Raw genomic sequence first — 15647 nt, 5'->3', positions numbered from 1 at the left:
TAAAGGGGACGAAACGTCCATGAAACGTTCTTACGTACTATATACGACGCTGTTTGCCGTCGTCGTCGGTGTGATTTTGTGCTATGTGTTCGTCTTTTCGGACGAGGATATTCAAAGCCAAATCGCCTCGACGTTTGAAAAAATAGAGATTCAAACGAGTCACCAAGCGACATCTGTACCTCCCGTCGAGGCCTCGCCGGACGAGGAGGATATCGATACGACCGATGCCCTCGAACAGATTCAACAGCTCGACGAAGTGTACTATAGTGACACGATCGGGTCATATCTCGTCTTGACGAAAAATAAAGAATTTTTCGAAGTGAGCGGGAACGCCAATCGCGTGAACGCGTCACTCATCCTCAGCAACGAAGGACAGCCCTACCGGTTCGGCGAGTTCATCGGTGTGCGCATGATTTCCGAGGACAAGATTTATGCCGTCACGGCGAATGGGGTTCTCGTGACAATCGAGCGTGAAGAAGGCCGGTGGACGGAACAACGACGCAAATTGATTAAAGGAATCGCCTCGACAGACCGATTGTTCGGCCTCGGTTATGACGAGGAGACGAAACGACTGATCATCATGAGCCGTTTGGCGGACACGCCGGATGTGGAACTGTTATACGTCCAAGAACGGACGCTCGAGGATGAGACGGCCACCGACGCTGAAGCGAAGCCAGAGACAGAAGAAACAGCCGATGCGACCGAGACGGATGCGACGACCGAAGTGGATTCAGACGCCGATACGGCGACCACGGCTGATGAGGCAGACGCCGAAGAAACGCCAGCGCCTGAGACGGAGTGGGCCATCGAGTCGAGAAAACCGCTCACGACCGAAGGGATGAGCGCCTCGATTCAACAGAAGTTCGAGAACTTCCGCGGTGTCGGCCTCGTCGAACGCCAGGGACGCATTTACGTCCTCGATTCAGAAGAACTCGTCCTCTACACGATCAACCCGGATGAAGGGACGATGAACGGACAGATGGTCACTCCTCGTGTGTACGGGTCGACCGGTATGTTTTTACAAGACAATGAAATTTTCGCCATCGTGCGACCAGATGTGTTCGACCTTGACGACTTCGTCTCGGTCGACTGATAGGAGAGGATCATATGAGCAAACGCTATTTCTATGAAGAAGTTCGCCAATTCCATGAGACGTTCGGGCACCCGGAAGCAAGTGCACCACAGCCGCTCGAGTTAGAGCGGGCCGTCAAACGTTCGGTCTGGACGGCAGAAGAGGCCGTCGTCGAATTTTTACATCAATCGGCACGGAACGAGGAAGAGTTCCTGCAAGCCGTCGCCACGTTCCAACAAGGATTCGAACAGGCGGTTCAGAAATCGCTCCAGGACGCCCCACCGACAAATGACGTCGAGCGACTCGTCGGACAAGGTGATGCGCTCACGGACGCCCTCTATTTCGTGATGGGCAGTTTCGTCGAGCTCGGGCTCGACCCGGTGCCGTTGTTCGAGATCGTGCAGCGCGCCAATATGGCGAAGCTCGGTCCGGATGGTAAGCCGATCCTGCGCGCGTCAGACAATAAGGTCATGAAGCCGGAAGGCTGGTTGCCACCCGAGCCAGAGCTCGAGGCGGAAGTGCGACGCCAACTTGAAGCGAAACAGTGACACCAAAAAGAGAGCCTATCGCGCGCGATAGGCTCTCTTTCTTATACGGTTGTACGTACAGCAAATTCTGCGGCGTGCGACCCGGCACAATGCCCGGTCGTGAAGGCAGCCGTGATGTTATAACCACCTGTATAGCCGTGAATGTCGAGCACCTCGCCGGCGAAGAACAGGCCGTCCGCTTTCTTCGACATCATCGTCTGCGGGGCGATCTCTTTGACAGAGACGCCGCCGCCCGTGACGAACGCCTTATCGAAATCGAGCGTCCCGGTCGCATGTAGCTCAAACGTCTTCAGTCGTGTCGCAAAATCGATGACCGATTGCTTCTTCAACTGACTCGCGTCTTCTTCACCGAAAGCGAGGTCGGCCAACAACAGGTCGAGCATCCGTTCCGGGATAAACCCTTTCCATACGTTCTTGACGGCCCGTTTCGGTTGTTCTTGGACTTGGTTCCAGAGCTCTTGATACAGCTCGTCACGTGCCATGTCCGGGAACAAGTCGAGCGAGAGGGCGACGACGCGCTCTTTACTGCGTTTGCGCTCTTTAATCGTATATTGGCTGCACCGGAGGGCGATCGGGCCCGAGATGCCGAAGTGCGTGAATATCATATCGCCACGGTGTGTCTTGATCGGTTTGCCTTTTTTGCCGTGGACGGTGAGGGCGACGTCCCGGAGCGACAGCCCTTGAAGCTGTTTCGTGCCGATAAAGGCATCGTTCAACAAAATCGGCACCTCGGTCGGGAACAGTTCCGTGATCGTGTGCCCGGCTTTCTCGGCCCACGGATATCCGTCGCCGGTCGAGCCGGTGTGGGGGACAGATTGTCCGCCGACAGCGATGACACAGGCGCCTGCCTCGATGCGTTCGCCGTCCTCCAGTTCGACCGCTTCAAACTCGTTTGCTTCATTAAAATGGAGCGTCTTCACTTTCGCGTTTTTGCGAATCTCGACACCGAGTGCGTCGATGGCGCCGAGGAGCGTGTTGACGACATCTTGCGCTTTGTCCGTCACTGGGAACATCCGGCCGTTGTCTTCTTCTTTTAATGGAATGCCGAACCCGGTGAACAAGTCGATAATCGACTGGTTGTCGAACTGGGCGAGGGCGCTATATAAGAAGCGTCCGTTCCCCGGAATGAACTGAATCAGTTCGTCGACGGGCTTGCGGTTCGTGACGTTACAGCGCCCGCCGCCAGAAATGGCGAGCTTGCGTCCGAGCTTCGAACCTTTATCAATCAGGAGCGTGTTCGCTCCGGCTTTGGCGGCGGCGTAGGTCGCCATCAGGCCACTTGGGCCTCCTCCGATGACGATGACATCTTTCATCATGGTATCCCTCGTTTCTCTTCTCAATCTAAACTTTAACGGTTCGTAACTTTATTATCTGCAACAGTAAGAGTATAATGAGAAACGGTTGTTTTGTAAAACTAGGTACATTAGTTGTGAAAGAATAGATGGAGGTATCTCATGTCATCAAGCGTCAAACAAGATTCAGGACGGGAGTCCTTCGTCAAAGGCACGCTGCTCTTATCAGCCGGAAATTTGATCTCGCGTGCGCTCGGACTGCTCTATACGTTTCCCTTCCAAGCGATGGTCGGGATTGCCGGCGTCACGCTCTATCAGGCGGCCTACACCTATTATGCGCTCATGATCGCCATTTCGACGGCGGGGATTCCTGTCGCCGTCTCAAAATTTATCGCCAAGTATAACGCGCTCGGTGAATATGGCACGAGTCAGCGCTTGTTCCGTCAAGGGATGAAGCTGATGCTCGTGACCGGAGTCGTCGCTTTTTTATTACTGTTTTTCTCAGCACCGTGGTTATCAGAACTCATGGTCCGCAACTCGGAGAACAATCAGCAATATATCGACTCGTTGACGCTCGTCACGCGTAGCGTCAGTTTCGCACTCCTGCTCATCCCAGCGATGAGCATGGTGCGCGGCTATTTCCAAGGACATCAGGACATGGCCCCGACGGCCATCTCGCAAGTCATCGAACAGATCGTCCGCATCATGTTCCTGCTCAGCGGAACGATGCTCGTCTTGTTCGTCTTCTCGGACTCGGCACTCATTCGTCCGCTCGCCGACTCGCTCGGTGGGACCGCTGCCGTGGCGACGACCGAGTTGAACGGGTTGAAAGTACTCGCCGTGACGATCGCGACGTTCAGCGCCTTTATCGGGGCGATCGGAAGTATCGTCGTGCTCGCCATGTATTGGCGCAAACGGAAAGACATCCATCGTCAGACGGATAATCCGGCCGGTACGCCAGTCCGTTCGATGAAATCGCTCTTGCTCGAGTTGCTCAGTTACTCGATCCCGATCGTCATGGTCGGCTTGTCGACGCCGCTCTATCAGTTCGTCGACCAGTTGACGATGGTCAACACGTTGCTCAACTCGGGCAAGTCAGTCGCTGAAGCGACGTCCGCTTTTGGATTCTTGACCGGGAACGCCCATAAGATCGTCTTGATTCCGGTCTCGATCGCGGCAAGTGTGTCGATGGCGACGATTCCGCTCGTCACGAAATCGTTCACGCACGGTGACATGAATAAAGTCCGTAATCAAGTGAACCACATCTTCCAAGTGTCGTTCTTTGTCACCATCCCGGCCGTCATCGGGTTGGTCGCCCTTTCCGAGCCGTTGTTCGGGACACTGTTCCCGGGTGACCGGGAAGGGTGGGTCTACTTGCTCCACTATGCGCCGAGTGCGTTCTTCCTGGCCTATTACTCGGTGGCAGCGGCCATCCTGCAAGGGATCAATCGTCAGTACTTCACGATTTTCGCGACGGCGATGGGACTATTGACGAAAGCTGCACTCAACGTACCGTTCGTCTATGCGCTCGGCGGCATCGGCGCCGGTTACGCGACGATCGCCGGCTATATTGTCGCGATCATCCTCATGGTGTGGAAAATTCAACGGACGCTCCAGTTCCCGTATAAGCAATTGTTGCGTCGGACGATGCTCATGTTTGCCATGGGTGGGGCGATGTTTATCGCGGTATACGGCTCGTTGTTCGTCACGCTCCGAGATGAGCCGAGCTGGGGGAACGATATATTGGCTACGGTCGTCGGTTTCGGAATCGGCCTCGTCGTATACGGCTATCTCGGTTGGAGAAGTCACTTGGCCGGAAAACTACTAGGGAAACGATTCCAATATCGGAGGAAAGCATAATGCGAATTGATAAATTATTGGCGAACATGGGATATGGTTCGCGTAAAGACGTCAAGATTTTATTGAAACAAGGGGCCGTCCGGATCGATGACCAGCCCGTCAAAGATGCGAAACGACAAATCAACTTAGAGGCGGAACGTGTGACCGTGCACGGGGAAGTCGTCGAGTACAAACCGTTCGTCTATTTGATGATGAACAAGCCGGCTGGTGTCATCAGTGCGACCGAGGACAAAGTCGAGTCGACGGTCGTCGATTTAATCGACCCGGCCTATGCCCATTACGATTTGTTCCCGGTCGGACGCCTCGACAAAGATACGACCGGCCTGTTGCTATTGACGAACGATGGGGCGTTCAATCACGCGCTCATGTCACCTCGTAAACACGTCGACAAAGTGTACATCGCCGAAGTCGATGGGGAGATGACGGCAGATGATGTCCGTCGCTTCGCCGAAGGCGTCGAACTCGAGGACGGCTACACGACGAAACCGGCACGACTTGAACTGCTCAGCAAGTCCGGGCGCCGCTCGACGATTCGCTTGACGCTCTCGGAAGGGAAGTATCATCAAGTGAAACGGATGGTCGCCGCGGTCGGAAAACATGTGGAACGGCTCGAGCGCGTCCAAATCGGTGGCCTCGAACTCGATCCGACGCTTGAACCTGGTGCATACCGTGAGTTGACAGCACCGGAAGTCGACTTGTTCCTCATATGATTCGGAAGTACGTGTCAATCGGCACGTACTTTTTTGTGCAAAAAAAGGGACCCGCGTGCGGAATCCCTTGTAACTTGTTATTCAATTTGCCGTCTTGAGTGAACGTTTTGATGACGTCCACGTGCCCCGACTCGGACTTTCAACCAGATTGTTGTATTCAAGAACGTTTAAATCACGTTGTACGGTGCGTGACGTGATCCCAAACTCCTCTACTAGTTCTGAAGTGGTGACGCATTCCCTTTCGTTAATGAACAAATAAATGGACTTGATGCGGGTTAGCATACGATCTGTTGAACCTTTCATTGGATGACCTCCCAATGCGTAGAATGATGAAAGACAAAACCTACGGACGACAAATGAAATATGAAATTGTTATTTTCTAAAATTACACCTTTAGTATACCGCTCTCAAATAGAATTGCAAGTGAAAAGAACGAACAATCGAAATGTAAAGAACATGTTATGAACGTAAATATCGAATGAACATCGTGTAAATGGATAATAAAACTTCTAAAAGACGAACGAAAAAATAATTTCGAAATGAATGTTCGTCTTTCTAACATTTGGATATACTAATAAGGGAGAGAACATTCGCAAAGGGGAGATTGAGATGAATTGGAGACAAGAAGTCGACGCACGAACAGACGCGTTTTTAGAAGATTTAAAAGGGTTGTTACAAATCCCGAGCGTCCTCGATGAAGACAAGGCCGGACCGAACGAGCCGTTTGGTCCTGAAGTCCGCCGTGCCCTCGATTATATGTTTGCGTTAGGAGAGCGTGACGGATTCGTGACGAAAGATGTCGGCGGTTACGCTGGCCATTTGGAGTACGGGTCAGGCGAAGAAATCGTTGGGATCCTCTGCCACTTAGACGTGGTGCCGGCCGGAGACGGATGGACGTATGGGGCGTTCAATCCGACGGTCGCGGACGGGAAACTGTACGCCCGCGGCAGCAATGACGATAAGGGTCCGACGATGGCTGCTTATTACGGGTTGCGCATCGTGAAAGAACTCGGGTTGCCGCTATCGAAACGTGTCCGACTCATCGCCGGTTGTGACGAGGAGAGCGAATGGCGCTGTGTCCGTGAATATTTTAAGCAGGAAGCGATGCCGACATACGGTTTCGCACCGGATGCTGATTTCCCGATTATTAACGCGGAAAAAGGTTTGTATGACGGTGTCTTGAAGCAACTCCCAATTCAGCGCGTACCCGGCTCGAAACATCACTTGGTCTCGTTCGTGAGCGGAGAACGTCCGAACATGGTCCCAGATTTCGCGACCGCGGTACTCGAGACAGAAGATGTGCTCGAAGAAAAATTTGAGGCCTACCTTGCGAAATATGAGGCCGACGGGACGTGCACATGGGACGCGGGGACGTATACGTTCACGATGAAAGGTGTCGCCGCCCATGCGATGGAGCCGGATAATGGTGTGAACGCGGCCTACGTACTTGCCGGGTTCCTACTGACGCTTCCACTCGATATTCAAGGGGAGCGCTACATCGAGTTCATCCGCCACGTCTTTGCTGACTCACGCGGGATTTCGCTCGGCATCGAAGCGACCGACGAGACCGGTGACTTGACGATTAACGGTGGCGTGTTCCGCTATCAGGGCGAAGAGCGGACGGCGACGGTCAATATCCGTTATCCGTATACCGCGAAGTTTGAAGAACGATTGCAAAACTTGAAAGAGATCGCCTTGTCGTTCGGGTTCGAACTGTCGACGCGTCACCACATGCCGCCGCACCACGTGGCCGAAGACCATCCGCTCGTGAAAACGTTGGCGGATGTGTATGAGCGTCAAACCGGCGAATCGGCACACTTGATGGCCATCGGCGGAGGAACGTATGCCCGTTCGCTCGAGGCTGGTGTGGCCTTCGGCGCATTGTTCCCAGGAGCGAAAGATGTCGCGCACCAAGTCGATGAATACATGGAAATTGAAGATTTACTTCGCGCCGCCGCCATCTATGCGGAAGCGATTTATGAGCTCGCTAAATAATAATCCGTGAGAGCTGACTGATTCGGTCGGCTCTCTGTCTGTTAGGAAGGAAGTTTACAGTGAACCAACAAAAATTATCGTTTCAATCAATGTATGTCGCTATCTTTTTCGCACAAGGGGCCCTCATTCCTTACATGGCACTTTTCTTCTCGCAGGCACGCTTTGATTTGTCTCCGGGTCAGGTCGGGACGATTGTCGCCATCATGCCGATCCTCTCGATTGGTGTCCAGCCGTTATGGGGCATGCTTGCCGATCGGACGGGCCGTGTCCGGGCGTGGCTCGGTATCGCCATGATCGGGGCGGCCGCCCTTTCCATCACGTTCTTGTTCGCGACCGATTACGTTTGGATCGTGCTCTTGATGGTCGCCTGGTCGGTGTTCCAATGCGCGCATATCCCGCTTATCGATATGATGACGCTCGATTATACGGCCCGTGTCAAAATTGATTATGGAGCCATCCGTCTATTCGGATCGGCCGGTTTCGCTATCGCTGTTTTCATGATGGGACGAATCGCGGATACGACGTGGGGGCTTGCGAGCACATTTTTGCTCAGCGCCATCGTACTCGTGGCCGGTAGCATCGTGCTAAGGACGATTGCCGAACCGGTGGCAACGCGCGCGACGACGGTCGCCCCGTTCGCTTGGTCGGCCGTCTGGAACGCCCCGTTCATCGCCTTTTTGATTGGGGGCATGCTCGTCTTCGGTCCAATCTATGCGAACAACTATTACTTCGGGATATACGTGACGAGTATCGGCGGCTCGACGACGCTCGTCGGGACGTTGTTTTTAGTGGCCGTGCTTTGTGAGATCCCGTTCATGAAAGTGGCGTATCAAATCGTTGAACGTCTTGGGACGGTCAACGTACTTGCGGGAGCGGCGTTAGTTTCAGCGCTCCGCAACGGTTGGCTCGCACTCGAACCAGAACTGTGGGTCGTCTGGCTGCTCGCCATCGTCCAAGGGCTCGTCGTCGGCCTGCTCATTCCGGTCGCGCTTCAGTTTGTGCGAAGCCTTGTCAGCCGAAACGTCACCTCGACGGCGATTGGCGTCTATATGGCAGTTACTTCAGGTTTGGCGACGGCCGCGTTCAATCAGTTGAGCGGAATCATCATTGAAGTGAACAGCATTATCGGTGTATTTTGGATGTACACAGTCGTCAGTGTGATTGGCGCTATTTTATTCTTAGGGTTGAGACGGTTTCGTGAGAAAGGATGATTCCGATGTCGACACATTACTTTATAGCGCTACCGATGGAGGAGGCGGAGTTCGAACGCGTTCAACGGGCCATCTTGCCGTTTTATTCGTATCGCCGGACGTATCGGCCGGAAGAATTCCATTTGACGCTTCAGTTTCTTGGCGCATTGGACGATGATGAAGTCGAGGCGGTCAAAGAGATCACGCGTGACGTGACGGAAGTGACGGCTCCGTTTTCACTGACGTTCCAACAAATTGATCACTTCGGGAGACCAGATCGTCCTCGAGTGTTGACGATCGTCCCGGACTCGTCTGCAGAATTGACGGCGCTCACCGGGACGCTCCGGCGCAAGCTGTCTGAAGAGATTGCGTCACTCGACCGGAAACCGTTCGTCCCGCACGTCACGCTCGCCAAAAAGTGGGACACCGGGTCGATCAGTTCATATATTCCCCCGACGTTCAAGATCGAAGAGTCGATTGAAGCCGTCATCCTTTATCGAATCAATCCGAACCACACCCCTGCCTATGAGGCAGTTGAAGTATTTCCGTTACAGCGGTCAGAGGAGGACACATGGCGATCCCGATTAAAATTTTTGACGTGACATCTAAATATGAACGAAATATGCTCGATCAGTTCAATCGTTTCCAAGAATACGTCGAGTCCGATATCGCCCGTATGCGCCGCCTGCATGAGTCCAATCGGTTGAATCCACCCGAGATCATGGAGTTTGAGAACCCGTGGTGGAAATTTTGGCGTCGAACGGAACGTATCGAGCTCGAACCGACCCCGCTCTCGGAAACGCAGTTCCAGGCGCTCCTCGCGAACCGTCGCCACATCCAGAAGTTGCAGTTCGCGTGTGAAGGGGCGACCGAAGCAGACATGCCGTTCTTGCCGTTCCTTCGTGAATACGGTTATCGCAAGATGGTGACCGAATGGAACGACCAACACTTCTTCATGTATCGTCCAGTTGTCGAATGGAACGGGGCAACTGTCGAATTGAGCCATCTTATCATCGGACCATCACATCTGTATTTGGTCGAATGGCTTGACGGGGATCGGAGCATCTATCACATCTCAAAGCAGAAGACATGGATTCATCAACCGCTCAAAGGGGAAAATAAACGTGTAGTCAATCCGCTCATTGCATTGACGCGCACTGAAGAAATCATTCGACAGTTTCTTCCGTCCTATGACGGGGTCATCCAAAAAGTCACGGTGGCCCCAGAAGGCTATTTCGATCACGTGCCCGAGACACGGTCGACTCAGTTCATTTCACGCTCTGATTATGAGTCGTGGCTGAAACAAGTGAACACGAGGGCACCGATCGTCAAAGCCCAACAAATTCGAGATGTGTCGAAACTACTAGATGCGACAGCCCAGATGCCGTTTCGACAATTTTTGGACCAGTAGGTTGGAGAGGATGGAACGCGTATGCATCACACACCAGAGCAGCAAACGACGTCACATGTGACGATTGAACGGGCATCTTTGCTCTCGTTCGAGACGATTCGACTGGAAGTCATCGCCGAATATGAATCCGTTCCGGTACAGATTGAACAGAACGGTCGACCGGTCGACTATGTGGTGCTCAATGAATGGACGACAGAGGCCGGTACGATTGAGCGAGATATCCGATTGGCGCGACCGGTCACGCTTGAAGCGGTCTATACTGTATTTCACCCCGGACATAAAACGATTGTCGTCGTGCCACGTGAAATCGTGCATACGGACGAGTTCGAACGCCGTTATGCCTATGACGGACCGCTCGGCCTCACTTTTTCCGAACACTCGATCGAGGCATACGTTTGGTCTCCCGTCGCGTTCTCGATTTGGCTCGTCATCCATGACTCGACGACACATCGTGAAATCGAGCGGTTTCGTATGTCTAAAGAGAGCCGTGGTGTCTGGCATGCCGACGTGCCTCGGTTTTATGAAGGTCACTATTATCGACTGTACGTCAAGACGCCGGTCGAAACGAACGAGGTCGTCGATCCTTACGCGAAAGCCGTCAGCCTGAATGGCGAATTTGGCGTATTGATCGATGTCGAGGCGCATGTCGCCGCCGATGTCACGCCGACGGAACGGCCGCCGCTTCGGAAAGCGACCGATGCGGTCATCTATGAACTGAACATCCGGGACTTCACGAGCCATCCGTCCTCGATGAGTCAGATGCGAGGTTTGTATGGTAGCATCGTCGAGACCGGAGTGAGAACGAGCGGCGAAAACAGTGCCGGCTTCGATTATTTGAAAGAACTCGGGGTCACCCATCTGCAACTGTTGCCTGTCCATGACTTCGGCAGCGTCGATGAGGCGACCCGGATGCCATACAATTGGGGATACGACCCGATTCATTGGTTCGGATTAGAAGGGAGTTACGCCTCAGACCCAGCCGAGCCGTTATCGAGAATTCTAGAATATGCTCATATGGTCGAGGAACTGCATCGTCACGGGATGCGGGTCGTCGTCGATGTCGTCATGAACCATGTCTTTATCCGTGAACAATCCTCGCTCGAAGCGCTCGTCCCTTACTACTATTTCCGTTATGAACATGACGGGACGGTCGCGAACGGGACTGGGGTTGGGAATGACACGGCCTCGGAACGGTACATGATGCGGCGGATGATTGTCGATTGTGTGACTTTCTTTGCCGAGGCGTATCACGTTGACGGCTTCCGGTTCGACTTGATGGGAATCCATGATGTCGAGACGATGAATCAAGTCCGGGCTTCGCTTGATAAGATTGATCGTTCAATCTTGATTTACGGGGAAGGATGGGATTTGGCGACACCGCTCAGCCCATCGTTGAAAGCCTCGTCCCATAACGCCGCCTTTATGCCTCGAATCGGGCACTTCAATGACATGATGCGGGACGCGTTAAAGGGGTCGACGTTCAATGACCGCGAACGCGGTTTCGTCTCTGGTAACAAATGGCGGGAATGGGAGCTTCGCGAGTGCATCACGGGAGCGGTTCAAATCCCGAACGTCACCGTCGGACGATTCCCGAGCCCGCAATATACAATCAATTACGTCGAGGCGCATGACAATTACACGACCTACGATAAATTGCTCTTATCGTGTGAGGATATGGACGAGGTGGTGCGATTACGGATGCAACGATTCGCCACGGCCATCGTCATCACGTCGCAAGGCGTCCCGTTCCTCCATGCAGGCCAGGAGTTTGGTCGGACGAAACAAGGGGTCGAAAATAGTTACAACGCACCGGACCGAATCAATCACTTCGATTGGGATTTGCGGGACGAGCGTCAGAGTGAAGTCGAATTTGTGAAGACGCTGTTGAAATTGCGACGCCGTCATACGTGTTTCCGTTACGATAGTCGGCAGAAAGTCGTGGAGCAATTCAAGTTCCTTCCGTCGCCTCCAGGCGTGATTGCCTATGAGTTAACGGCGAGCCATTCCTACGATGCGTGGCAACGCGTCCGTGTCTATTTGAACGGAACGTTCGGTGACGTGACGTTTCATGCCGACGGAGACTGGAACGTTTATGTGCAAGGGGAAACGGCGAGCCTCGTCCCGATTGCACGAAATCCGCGTGAGATTCAAGTCGAGTCGTTGTCAATGACGATTATCGCGTGTTAATATGGTGATTGTATCTTTGTAATTCTTAATGAGATTTGAGCGTGATGAATATGTATTCAGATATAATCGGTGCGCTCGGTGAAGAGTGGACGGTGGCTTCCGCAGGCGGGATTACAGGCGAAGCGTACGTAGCGACGACGCGCCAACAAAAAATCTTTGTCAAACGGAACTCGTCCCCGTTTTTAGCCATTCTTTCTGCCGAAGGCATCGTCCCCAAATTGCTGTGGACGAAGCGGATGTTCAACGGCGACGTCCTCAGTGCCCAACAGTTCATCGAAGGTCGTGAGCTATCGCCAACCGATATGAAACGGTCTGATGTGGCGGCACAGCTTGGGAAGATTCATCATTCGAAAGAGCTATTATTCATGCTGCAGCAATTGAATCATACACCGGTCACGTCGACGCTATTGCTTCGGCAATGTGCCGCCTATGAGCAAGACGAGGCGGATGTGACGATTGATGAAGCGGTCCGTTGGCTCACTATGCATCAACCGATTGATGACGAACGTGAACTTGTCGTCTGCCATTCGGACCTTAACCATAATAACTGGATCGAGGACGAGACGGGTCTATTGTATTTGACCGACTGGGATGACGCCATCATCGCCGACCGTGCCTTTGACTTGGCGATGGTCGTTTACAGTTATGTCGATGAGGCGGAGTGGGAGACGTGGTTTAGCCATTACGGCATCCGTTACACGTCAGAGCTCCATTACCGGATGCACTGGTATGCGATTGCCCAGACGGTTCTCACGTTGTATGGGGAACAGAACGGTATCGCCCGGGCAGAAGGATTGACCGTGCTCCGTGAACTGCTCGATGAGGCAGATGAACGGACACAATGAAAAAAGGGATGGATCACGAGTGTGAGCCATCCCTTTCCATATGCATTAGACATCATCAGGTTTCATGAAATACGCCCAAACGAACGTGGCGATGACGGCGCCGAAAAACGTCAGCGGGGCCGCATAAAAGATTAAAAATTGATCCAACGTGCTCATCGATATAACCTCCTTGTGAAGGATGATTCATGTTCATTAAACAATGATTTCGTGTATAATCGCAAGGGGACTGCTCGCACGAAGCGGCTAGTCAGCATAAACTTGAACATTTCTTGAACGAAAGGTTGGAAAAACATGCGTTTACGTCACAAACCTTGGGCCAAAGAATATATGGAAGCTCAAGAACACGTCTTTATCACTCATCCCGAAACGTTAAAAGGGAACTGGAAAGCAGAATTTAAGAACGACAATCCGCTCTTCATCGAGGTCGGTTCGGGGAAAGGGCAATTCATTTTAGGGATGGCCCGACAGTTCCCGGACGTCAACTTCATCGCCATCGAGTTATTCGAGAGCGTCGCCGTATCGATCGTGCAAAAGCTCGTCGAGACACCGATGCCAAACGTCCGCGTGTTGACTGTTGATGCCAAGCAACTCGTCGACTACTTCGAAGCCGGTGAAGTCGATCGCGTCTATTTGAATTTCTCCGATCCATGGCCGAAGACACGCCATGCGAAACGTCGTTTGACGTATAAAACGTTCCTCGCCACATACGAGGCTGTGTTGCCACGCGGAGGCGAGATTCATTTCAAGACGGATAACCGGGGGTTATTCGAATATTCGCTCGAAAGCATGAGCCAATACGGCATGTACTTCACAGATATTTCACTTGATCTTCATGCGAACGAGCCGGCGGATAACGTGCGCACCGAGTACGAAGAGCGCTTCAGCGCCATGGGACAACCGATTTACCGGATGGAGGCAGCTTTCCGTCCGAAAATTTGACACGCTTTTTTCTTATTTTAATAGCATTTTCTTCACACTTTTTTCTTTCTTCTTGGTACAATAGGAATGACGCTAAACTGGAATTAGAGAAGGGGGAACATGGGGATGTTGAAAAAAGCATGGGCAAGCCTGCTTGCACTAATCTTCATTCTAACAATCGCACCACTTAATACCTCGGCAAACGAGGCGTTCTTGGACGCCCTTGAAGAGGATCTGAAAGCCACGCATTATGACTACAAAGAAGGAACGGCTGAAATCGTAAAAGAAGAGACGCTCCGTCATTCGAATGGCAATGAAGTCATTGCGGCGGTCGTTGAAATTGATACGGTCCGTGACGGCATCTTCATCACACGTAAGACCGAGTTCCATTACTATGATGCGACGGACAACAAAATCCTCGCAACAGCTGACCTCGCAGAAGTCGAAGGCGCGACTGAATTTGCGGATGCGAACATCGACATGCTCGGACAACAAATTGTCTATTGGTTGCCTGTGTTGATTTTGCTACTCTTAATCGCGATCCCGGTAGTCATCTTGTTCGTGGTTGTTCCACGTTTCTACTCGACGACCGAGTTCATGAACCCGATTTATGAGAAAAACGATAACCCACGTTAAAAAAAGAGCCGCGAGGCTCTTTTTTTATGCCATTTTCAATTGTTCGACGATTTGAGCGACATCCATGCCGTTACCGGATGAGACGGAAGCGACGAAGGCACTCTCGACGATCGGACCGTCATAGAACTGAATCGTTTTATCGCCTTCATACATATCGACAGCGAGTTCTGCGTTCATTGTGGCCGAACCGATATCGGATAAGATGAGCGCTTCTTTGTCGACGGCCTCGATTGCCTCGAGGATACGGGTCACATCTGTCCCGATGCTGCCGTCCTCAAGCCCGCTCGCTAAATGGATCGGAACGGCGGGGGCCATCTCTTTCATCAAGTCTTGAATCCCTTCAGCGATTTTAGCGCTATGGGATACGATGATGAGCTCTACGATGTCACTCAACCTCCTTCATAATCGCTTTCAACACGATGGAACTCGAGAGTGCGCCAGGGTCGACCGTGCCGCGTGAGTTTTCACCGAAATAAGATGCCCGTCCTTTCGTGGCGATCATATCTTCGGTCTCGCCGACGAGGCGGTCGAGTTTGGCATCAAAATCGTCAGCCTCGCTCAAGTCAGACAAGAACGGTTCCCACACATCGACCATTGTCTTCTGGCCAACTTCTGACTTCCCGCGCGCCTTGATCGCTGTCGACGCCTCAAGAAGCGCTTCTTTAACGAGCGTGAAATCGGCCTCAGTCGCGTCACCAAACTTAGGTGCAGCCTTGACGAATGCCGACCCGTATAGTGGACCGGCTGCGCCGCCGACTTTCGACATGAGCGTCATCCCGACTTTCTTGCTCAAGTCGCCTAGGCTGGCATAGTCGTCATCGAGTACGGCGACGACCGCTTCAAAGCCGCGCGACATATTGATACCGTGGTCTCCGTCACCGATGGCGCGGTCGAGGTCGGTCAGTGTATCCTTGTTCGCCTCAATCTCGGATTGGGCGTGTCGTAATGCTTGCTTGAACCCATCAATCGTCAACATTGCATAA

Annotated in this window: 17 protein-coding genes; 12 read left to right on the top strand and 5 right to left on the bottom strand. The window is 52.7% G+C overall.

From position 1 onward, the window contains the following. Nucleotides 1-19 precede the first annotated feature (19 nt). Both KNP74_RS02655 and KNP74_RS02650 read left to right on the top strand, forming a co-directional pair. Complete coding sequence (locus tag KNP74_RS02655; protein ID WP_214763272.1) at nt 20-1093, top strand: hypothetical protein; 1074 nt, start codon at nt 20-22, stop codon at nt 1091-1093. A 14-nt stretch (nt 1094-1107) separates the two neighbouring features. Beyond that, on the top strand, nt 1108-1620 hold the full coding sequence (locus tag KNP74_RS02650; RefSeq protein ID WP_214706495.1) for a pyrophosphohydrolase domain-containing protein: 513 nt from the start codon (nt 1108-1110) through the stop codon (nt 1618-1620). A gap of 41 nt (nt 1621-1661) precedes the next feature. Here the strand turns inward: KNP74_RS02650 and KNP74_RS02645 are convergent, their stop codons facing one another. Then, nucleotides 1662-2936: a BaiN/RdsA family NAD(P)/FAD-dependent oxidoreductase gene (locus tag KNP74_RS02645; protein WP_034778302.1), complete on the bottom strand. Its 1275-nt coding sequence runs from the start codon at nt 2934-2936 to the stop codon at nt 1662-1664. Nucleotides 2937-3074: 138 nt separating this feature from the next. On the opposite strand from KNP74_RS02645, the gene KNP74_RS02640 reads away from it, so the two are divergent. Together KNP74_RS02640 and KNP74_RS02635 are read left to right on the top strand one after the other, a co-directional pair. Then, entirely contained in the window at nt 3075-4772 is a 1698-nt protein-coding gene (locus KNP74_RS02640; protein WP_214763271.1) for a putative polysaccharide biosynthesis protein, read from the top strand. Further along, nucleotides 4772-5482: a pseudouridine synthase gene (locus KNP74_RS02635; protein WP_138859157.1), complete on the top strand. Its 711-nt coding sequence runs from the start codon at nt 4772-4774 to the stop codon at nt 5480-5482. The genes KNP74_RS02640 and KNP74_RS02635 overlap by 1 nt, the downstream gene beginning before the upstream one ends. A gap of 81 nt (nt 5483-5563) precedes the next feature. On the opposite strand, the gene KNP74_RS02630 is transcribed toward KNP74_RS02635, so the two are convergent. Beyond that, a complete protein-coding gene (locus KNP74_RS02630) occupies nt 5564-5785 on the bottom strand; it encodes a DeoR family transcriptional regulator (RefSeq protein ID WP_081637897.1) in 222 nt (73 codons plus the stop codon). Between the two features lie 306 nt (nt 5786-6091). On the opposite strand from KNP74_RS02630, the gene pepV reads away from it, so the two are divergent. Genes pepV through KNP74_RS02600 form a run of 6 tightly spaced genes read left to right on the top strand, consistent with a single transcriptional unit; the run spans nt 6092 to nt 13110 of the window. Further along, entirely contained in the window at nt 6092-7477 is a 1386-nt protein-coding gene (pepV, locus tag KNP74_RS02625) for a dipeptidase PepV (RefSeq protein WP_138859158.1), read from the top strand. Between the two features lie 59 nt (nt 7478-7536). Further along, complete coding sequence (locus tag KNP74_RS02620; protein WP_084592834.1) at nt 7537-8688, top strand: MFS transporter; 1152 nt, start codon at nt 7537-7539, stop codon at nt 8686-8688. A 5-nt stretch (nt 8689-8693) separates the two neighbouring features. Beyond that, nucleotides 8694-9269, top strand: a complete 576-nt coding sequence (gene thpR / locus KNP74_RS02615; protein ID WP_214763270.1) for an RNA 2',3'-cyclic phosphodiesterase — start codon at nt 8694-8696, stop codon at nt 9267-9269. Beyond that, on the top strand, nt 9239-10078 hold the full coding sequence (locus tag KNP74_RS02610) for an NERD domain-containing protein (RefSeq protein WP_214706463.1): 840 nt from the start codon (nt 9239-9241) through the stop codon (nt 10076-10078). The genes thpR and KNP74_RS02610 overlap by 31 nt, the downstream gene beginning before the upstream one ends. A gap of 21 nt (nt 10079-10099) precedes the next feature. Beyond that, on the top strand, nt 10100-12265 hold the full coding sequence (gene pulA, locus KNP74_RS02605; protein ID WP_214763269.1) for a type I pullulanase: 2166 nt from the start codon (nt 10100-10102) through the stop codon (nt 12263-12265). 50 nt (nt 12266-12315) lie between these two features. Then, nucleotides 12316-13110 carry a phosphotransferase family protein gene (locus KNP74_RS02600; RefSeq protein WP_034779996.1) on the top strand — a complete coding sequence of 265 codons (795 nt, stop codon included), beginning with the start codon at nt 12316-12318 and terminating at the stop codon, nt 13108-13110. A 45-nt stretch (nt 13111-13155) separates the two neighbouring features. Here KNP74_RS02600 and cydS read toward each other — a convergent pair whose 3' ends face one another. Continuing rightward, a complete protein-coding gene (cydS, locus tag KNP74_RS15075) occupies nt 13156-13266 on the bottom strand; it encodes a cytochrome bd oxidase small subunit CydS family protein (RefSeq protein WP_021065570.1) in 111 nt (36 codons plus the stop codon). A 135-nt stretch (nt 13267-13401) separates the two neighbouring features. On the opposite strand from cydS, the gene trmB reads away from it, so the two are divergent. Together trmB and KNP74_RS02590 are read left to right on the top strand one after the other, a co-directional pair. Then, on the top strand, nt 13402-14049 hold the full coding sequence (gene trmB, locus KNP74_RS02595) for a tRNA (guanosine(46)-N7)-methyltransferase TrmB (RefSeq protein WP_214763268.1): 648 nt from the start codon (nt 13402-13404) through the stop codon (nt 14047-14049). 105 nt (nt 14050-14154) lie between these two features. Continuing rightward, the gene (locus KNP74_RS02590; protein WP_233004420.1) at nt 14155-14664 is read left to right on the top strand and encodes a hypothetical protein; all 510 of its coding nucleotides are present in this window, start codon (nt 14155-14157) and stop codon (nt 14662-14664) included. Between the two features lie 24 nt (nt 14665-14688). On the opposite strand, the gene dhaM is transcribed toward KNP74_RS02590, so the two are convergent. Next, entirely contained in the window at nt 14689-15057 is a 369-nt protein-coding gene (gene dhaM, locus KNP74_RS02585) for a dihydroxyacetone kinase phosphoryl donor subunit DhaM (RefSeq protein ID WP_256440833.1), read from the bottom strand. Then, complete coding sequence (gene dhaL / locus KNP74_RS02580; protein ID WP_138859163.1) at nt 15050-15640, bottom strand: dihydroxyacetone kinase subunit DhaL; 591 nt, start codon at nt 15638-15640, stop codon at nt 15050-15052. Before dhaL ends, dhaM begins: the two co-directional genes overlap by 8 nt. Nucleotides 15641-15647 lie beyond the last annotated feature (7 nt).

Origin of the sequence: Exiguobacterium sp. s141 (assembly GCF_018618085.1) — a bacterium.
Classification (GTDB): Bacteria; Bacillota; Bacilli; order Exiguobacteriales; family Exiguobacteriaceae; genus Exiguobacterium; species Exiguobacterium mexicanum_A.
The sequence above is the reverse complement of the archived record's forward strand: the minus strand, read 5'-3'. Positions and strand labels throughout refer to the sequence as shown.

Excerpts from the sequence above, each read along its gene's own strand:
- KNP74_RS02655 (WP_214763272.1), top strand. The coding sequence starts at position 20 with ATGAAACGTTCTTACGTACTATATACGACGCTGTTTGCCGTCGTCGTC.
- KNP74_RS02650 (WP_214706495.1), top strand. The coding sequence starts at position 1,108 with ATGAGCAAACGCTATTTCTATGAAGAAGTTCGCCAATTCCATGAGACG.
- KNP74_RS02645 (WP_034778302.1), bottom strand. The coding sequence starts at position 2,936 with ATGATGAAAGATGTCATCGTCATCGGAGGAGGCCCAAGTGGCCTGATG.
- KNP74_RS02640 (WP_214763271.1), top strand. The coding sequence starts at position 3,075 with ATGTCATCAAGCGTCAAACAAGATTCAGGACGGGAGTCCTTCGTCAAA.
- KNP74_RS02635 (WP_138859157.1), top strand. The coding sequence starts at position 4,772 with ATGCGAATTGATAAATTATTGGCGAACATGGGATATGGTTCGCGTAAA.
- KNP74_RS02630 (WP_081637897.1), bottom strand. The coding sequence starts at position 5,785 with ATGAAAGGTTCAACAGATCGTATGCTAACCCGCATCAAGTCCATTTAT.
- pepV (WP_138859158.1), top strand. The coding sequence starts at position 6,092 with ATGAATTGGAGACAAGAAGTCGACGCACGAACAGACGCGTTTTTAGAA.
- thpR (WP_214763270.1), top strand. The coding sequence starts at position 8,694 with ATGTCGACACATTACTTTATAGCGCTACCGATGGAGGAGGCGGAGTTC.
- KNP74_RS02610 (WP_214706463.1), top strand. The coding sequence starts at position 9,239 with ATGGCGATCCCGATTAAAATTTTTGACGTGACATCTAAATATGAACGA.
- pulA (WP_214763269.1), top strand. The coding sequence starts at position 10,100 with ATGCATCACACACCAGAGCAGCAAACGACGTCACATGTGACGATTGAA.
- KNP74_RS02600 (WP_034779996.1), top strand. The coding sequence starts at position 12,316 with ATGTATTCAGATATAATCGGTGCGCTCGGTGAAGAGTGGACGGTGGCT.
- cydS (WP_021065570.1), bottom strand. The coding sequence starts at position 13,266 with ATGAGCACGTTGGATCAATTTTTAATCTTTTATGCGGCCCCGCTGACG.
- trmB (WP_214763268.1), top strand. The coding sequence starts at position 13,402 with ATGCGTTTACGTCACAAACCTTGGGCCAAAGAATATATGGAAGCTCAA.
- KNP74_RS02590 (WP_233004420.1), top strand. The coding sequence starts at position 14,155 with ATGTTGAAAAAAGCATGGGCAAGCCTGCTTGCACTAATCTTCATTCTA.
- dhaL (WP_138859163.1), bottom strand. The coding sequence starts at position 15,640 with ATGTTGACGATTGATGGGTTCAAGCAAGCATTACGACACGCCCAATCC.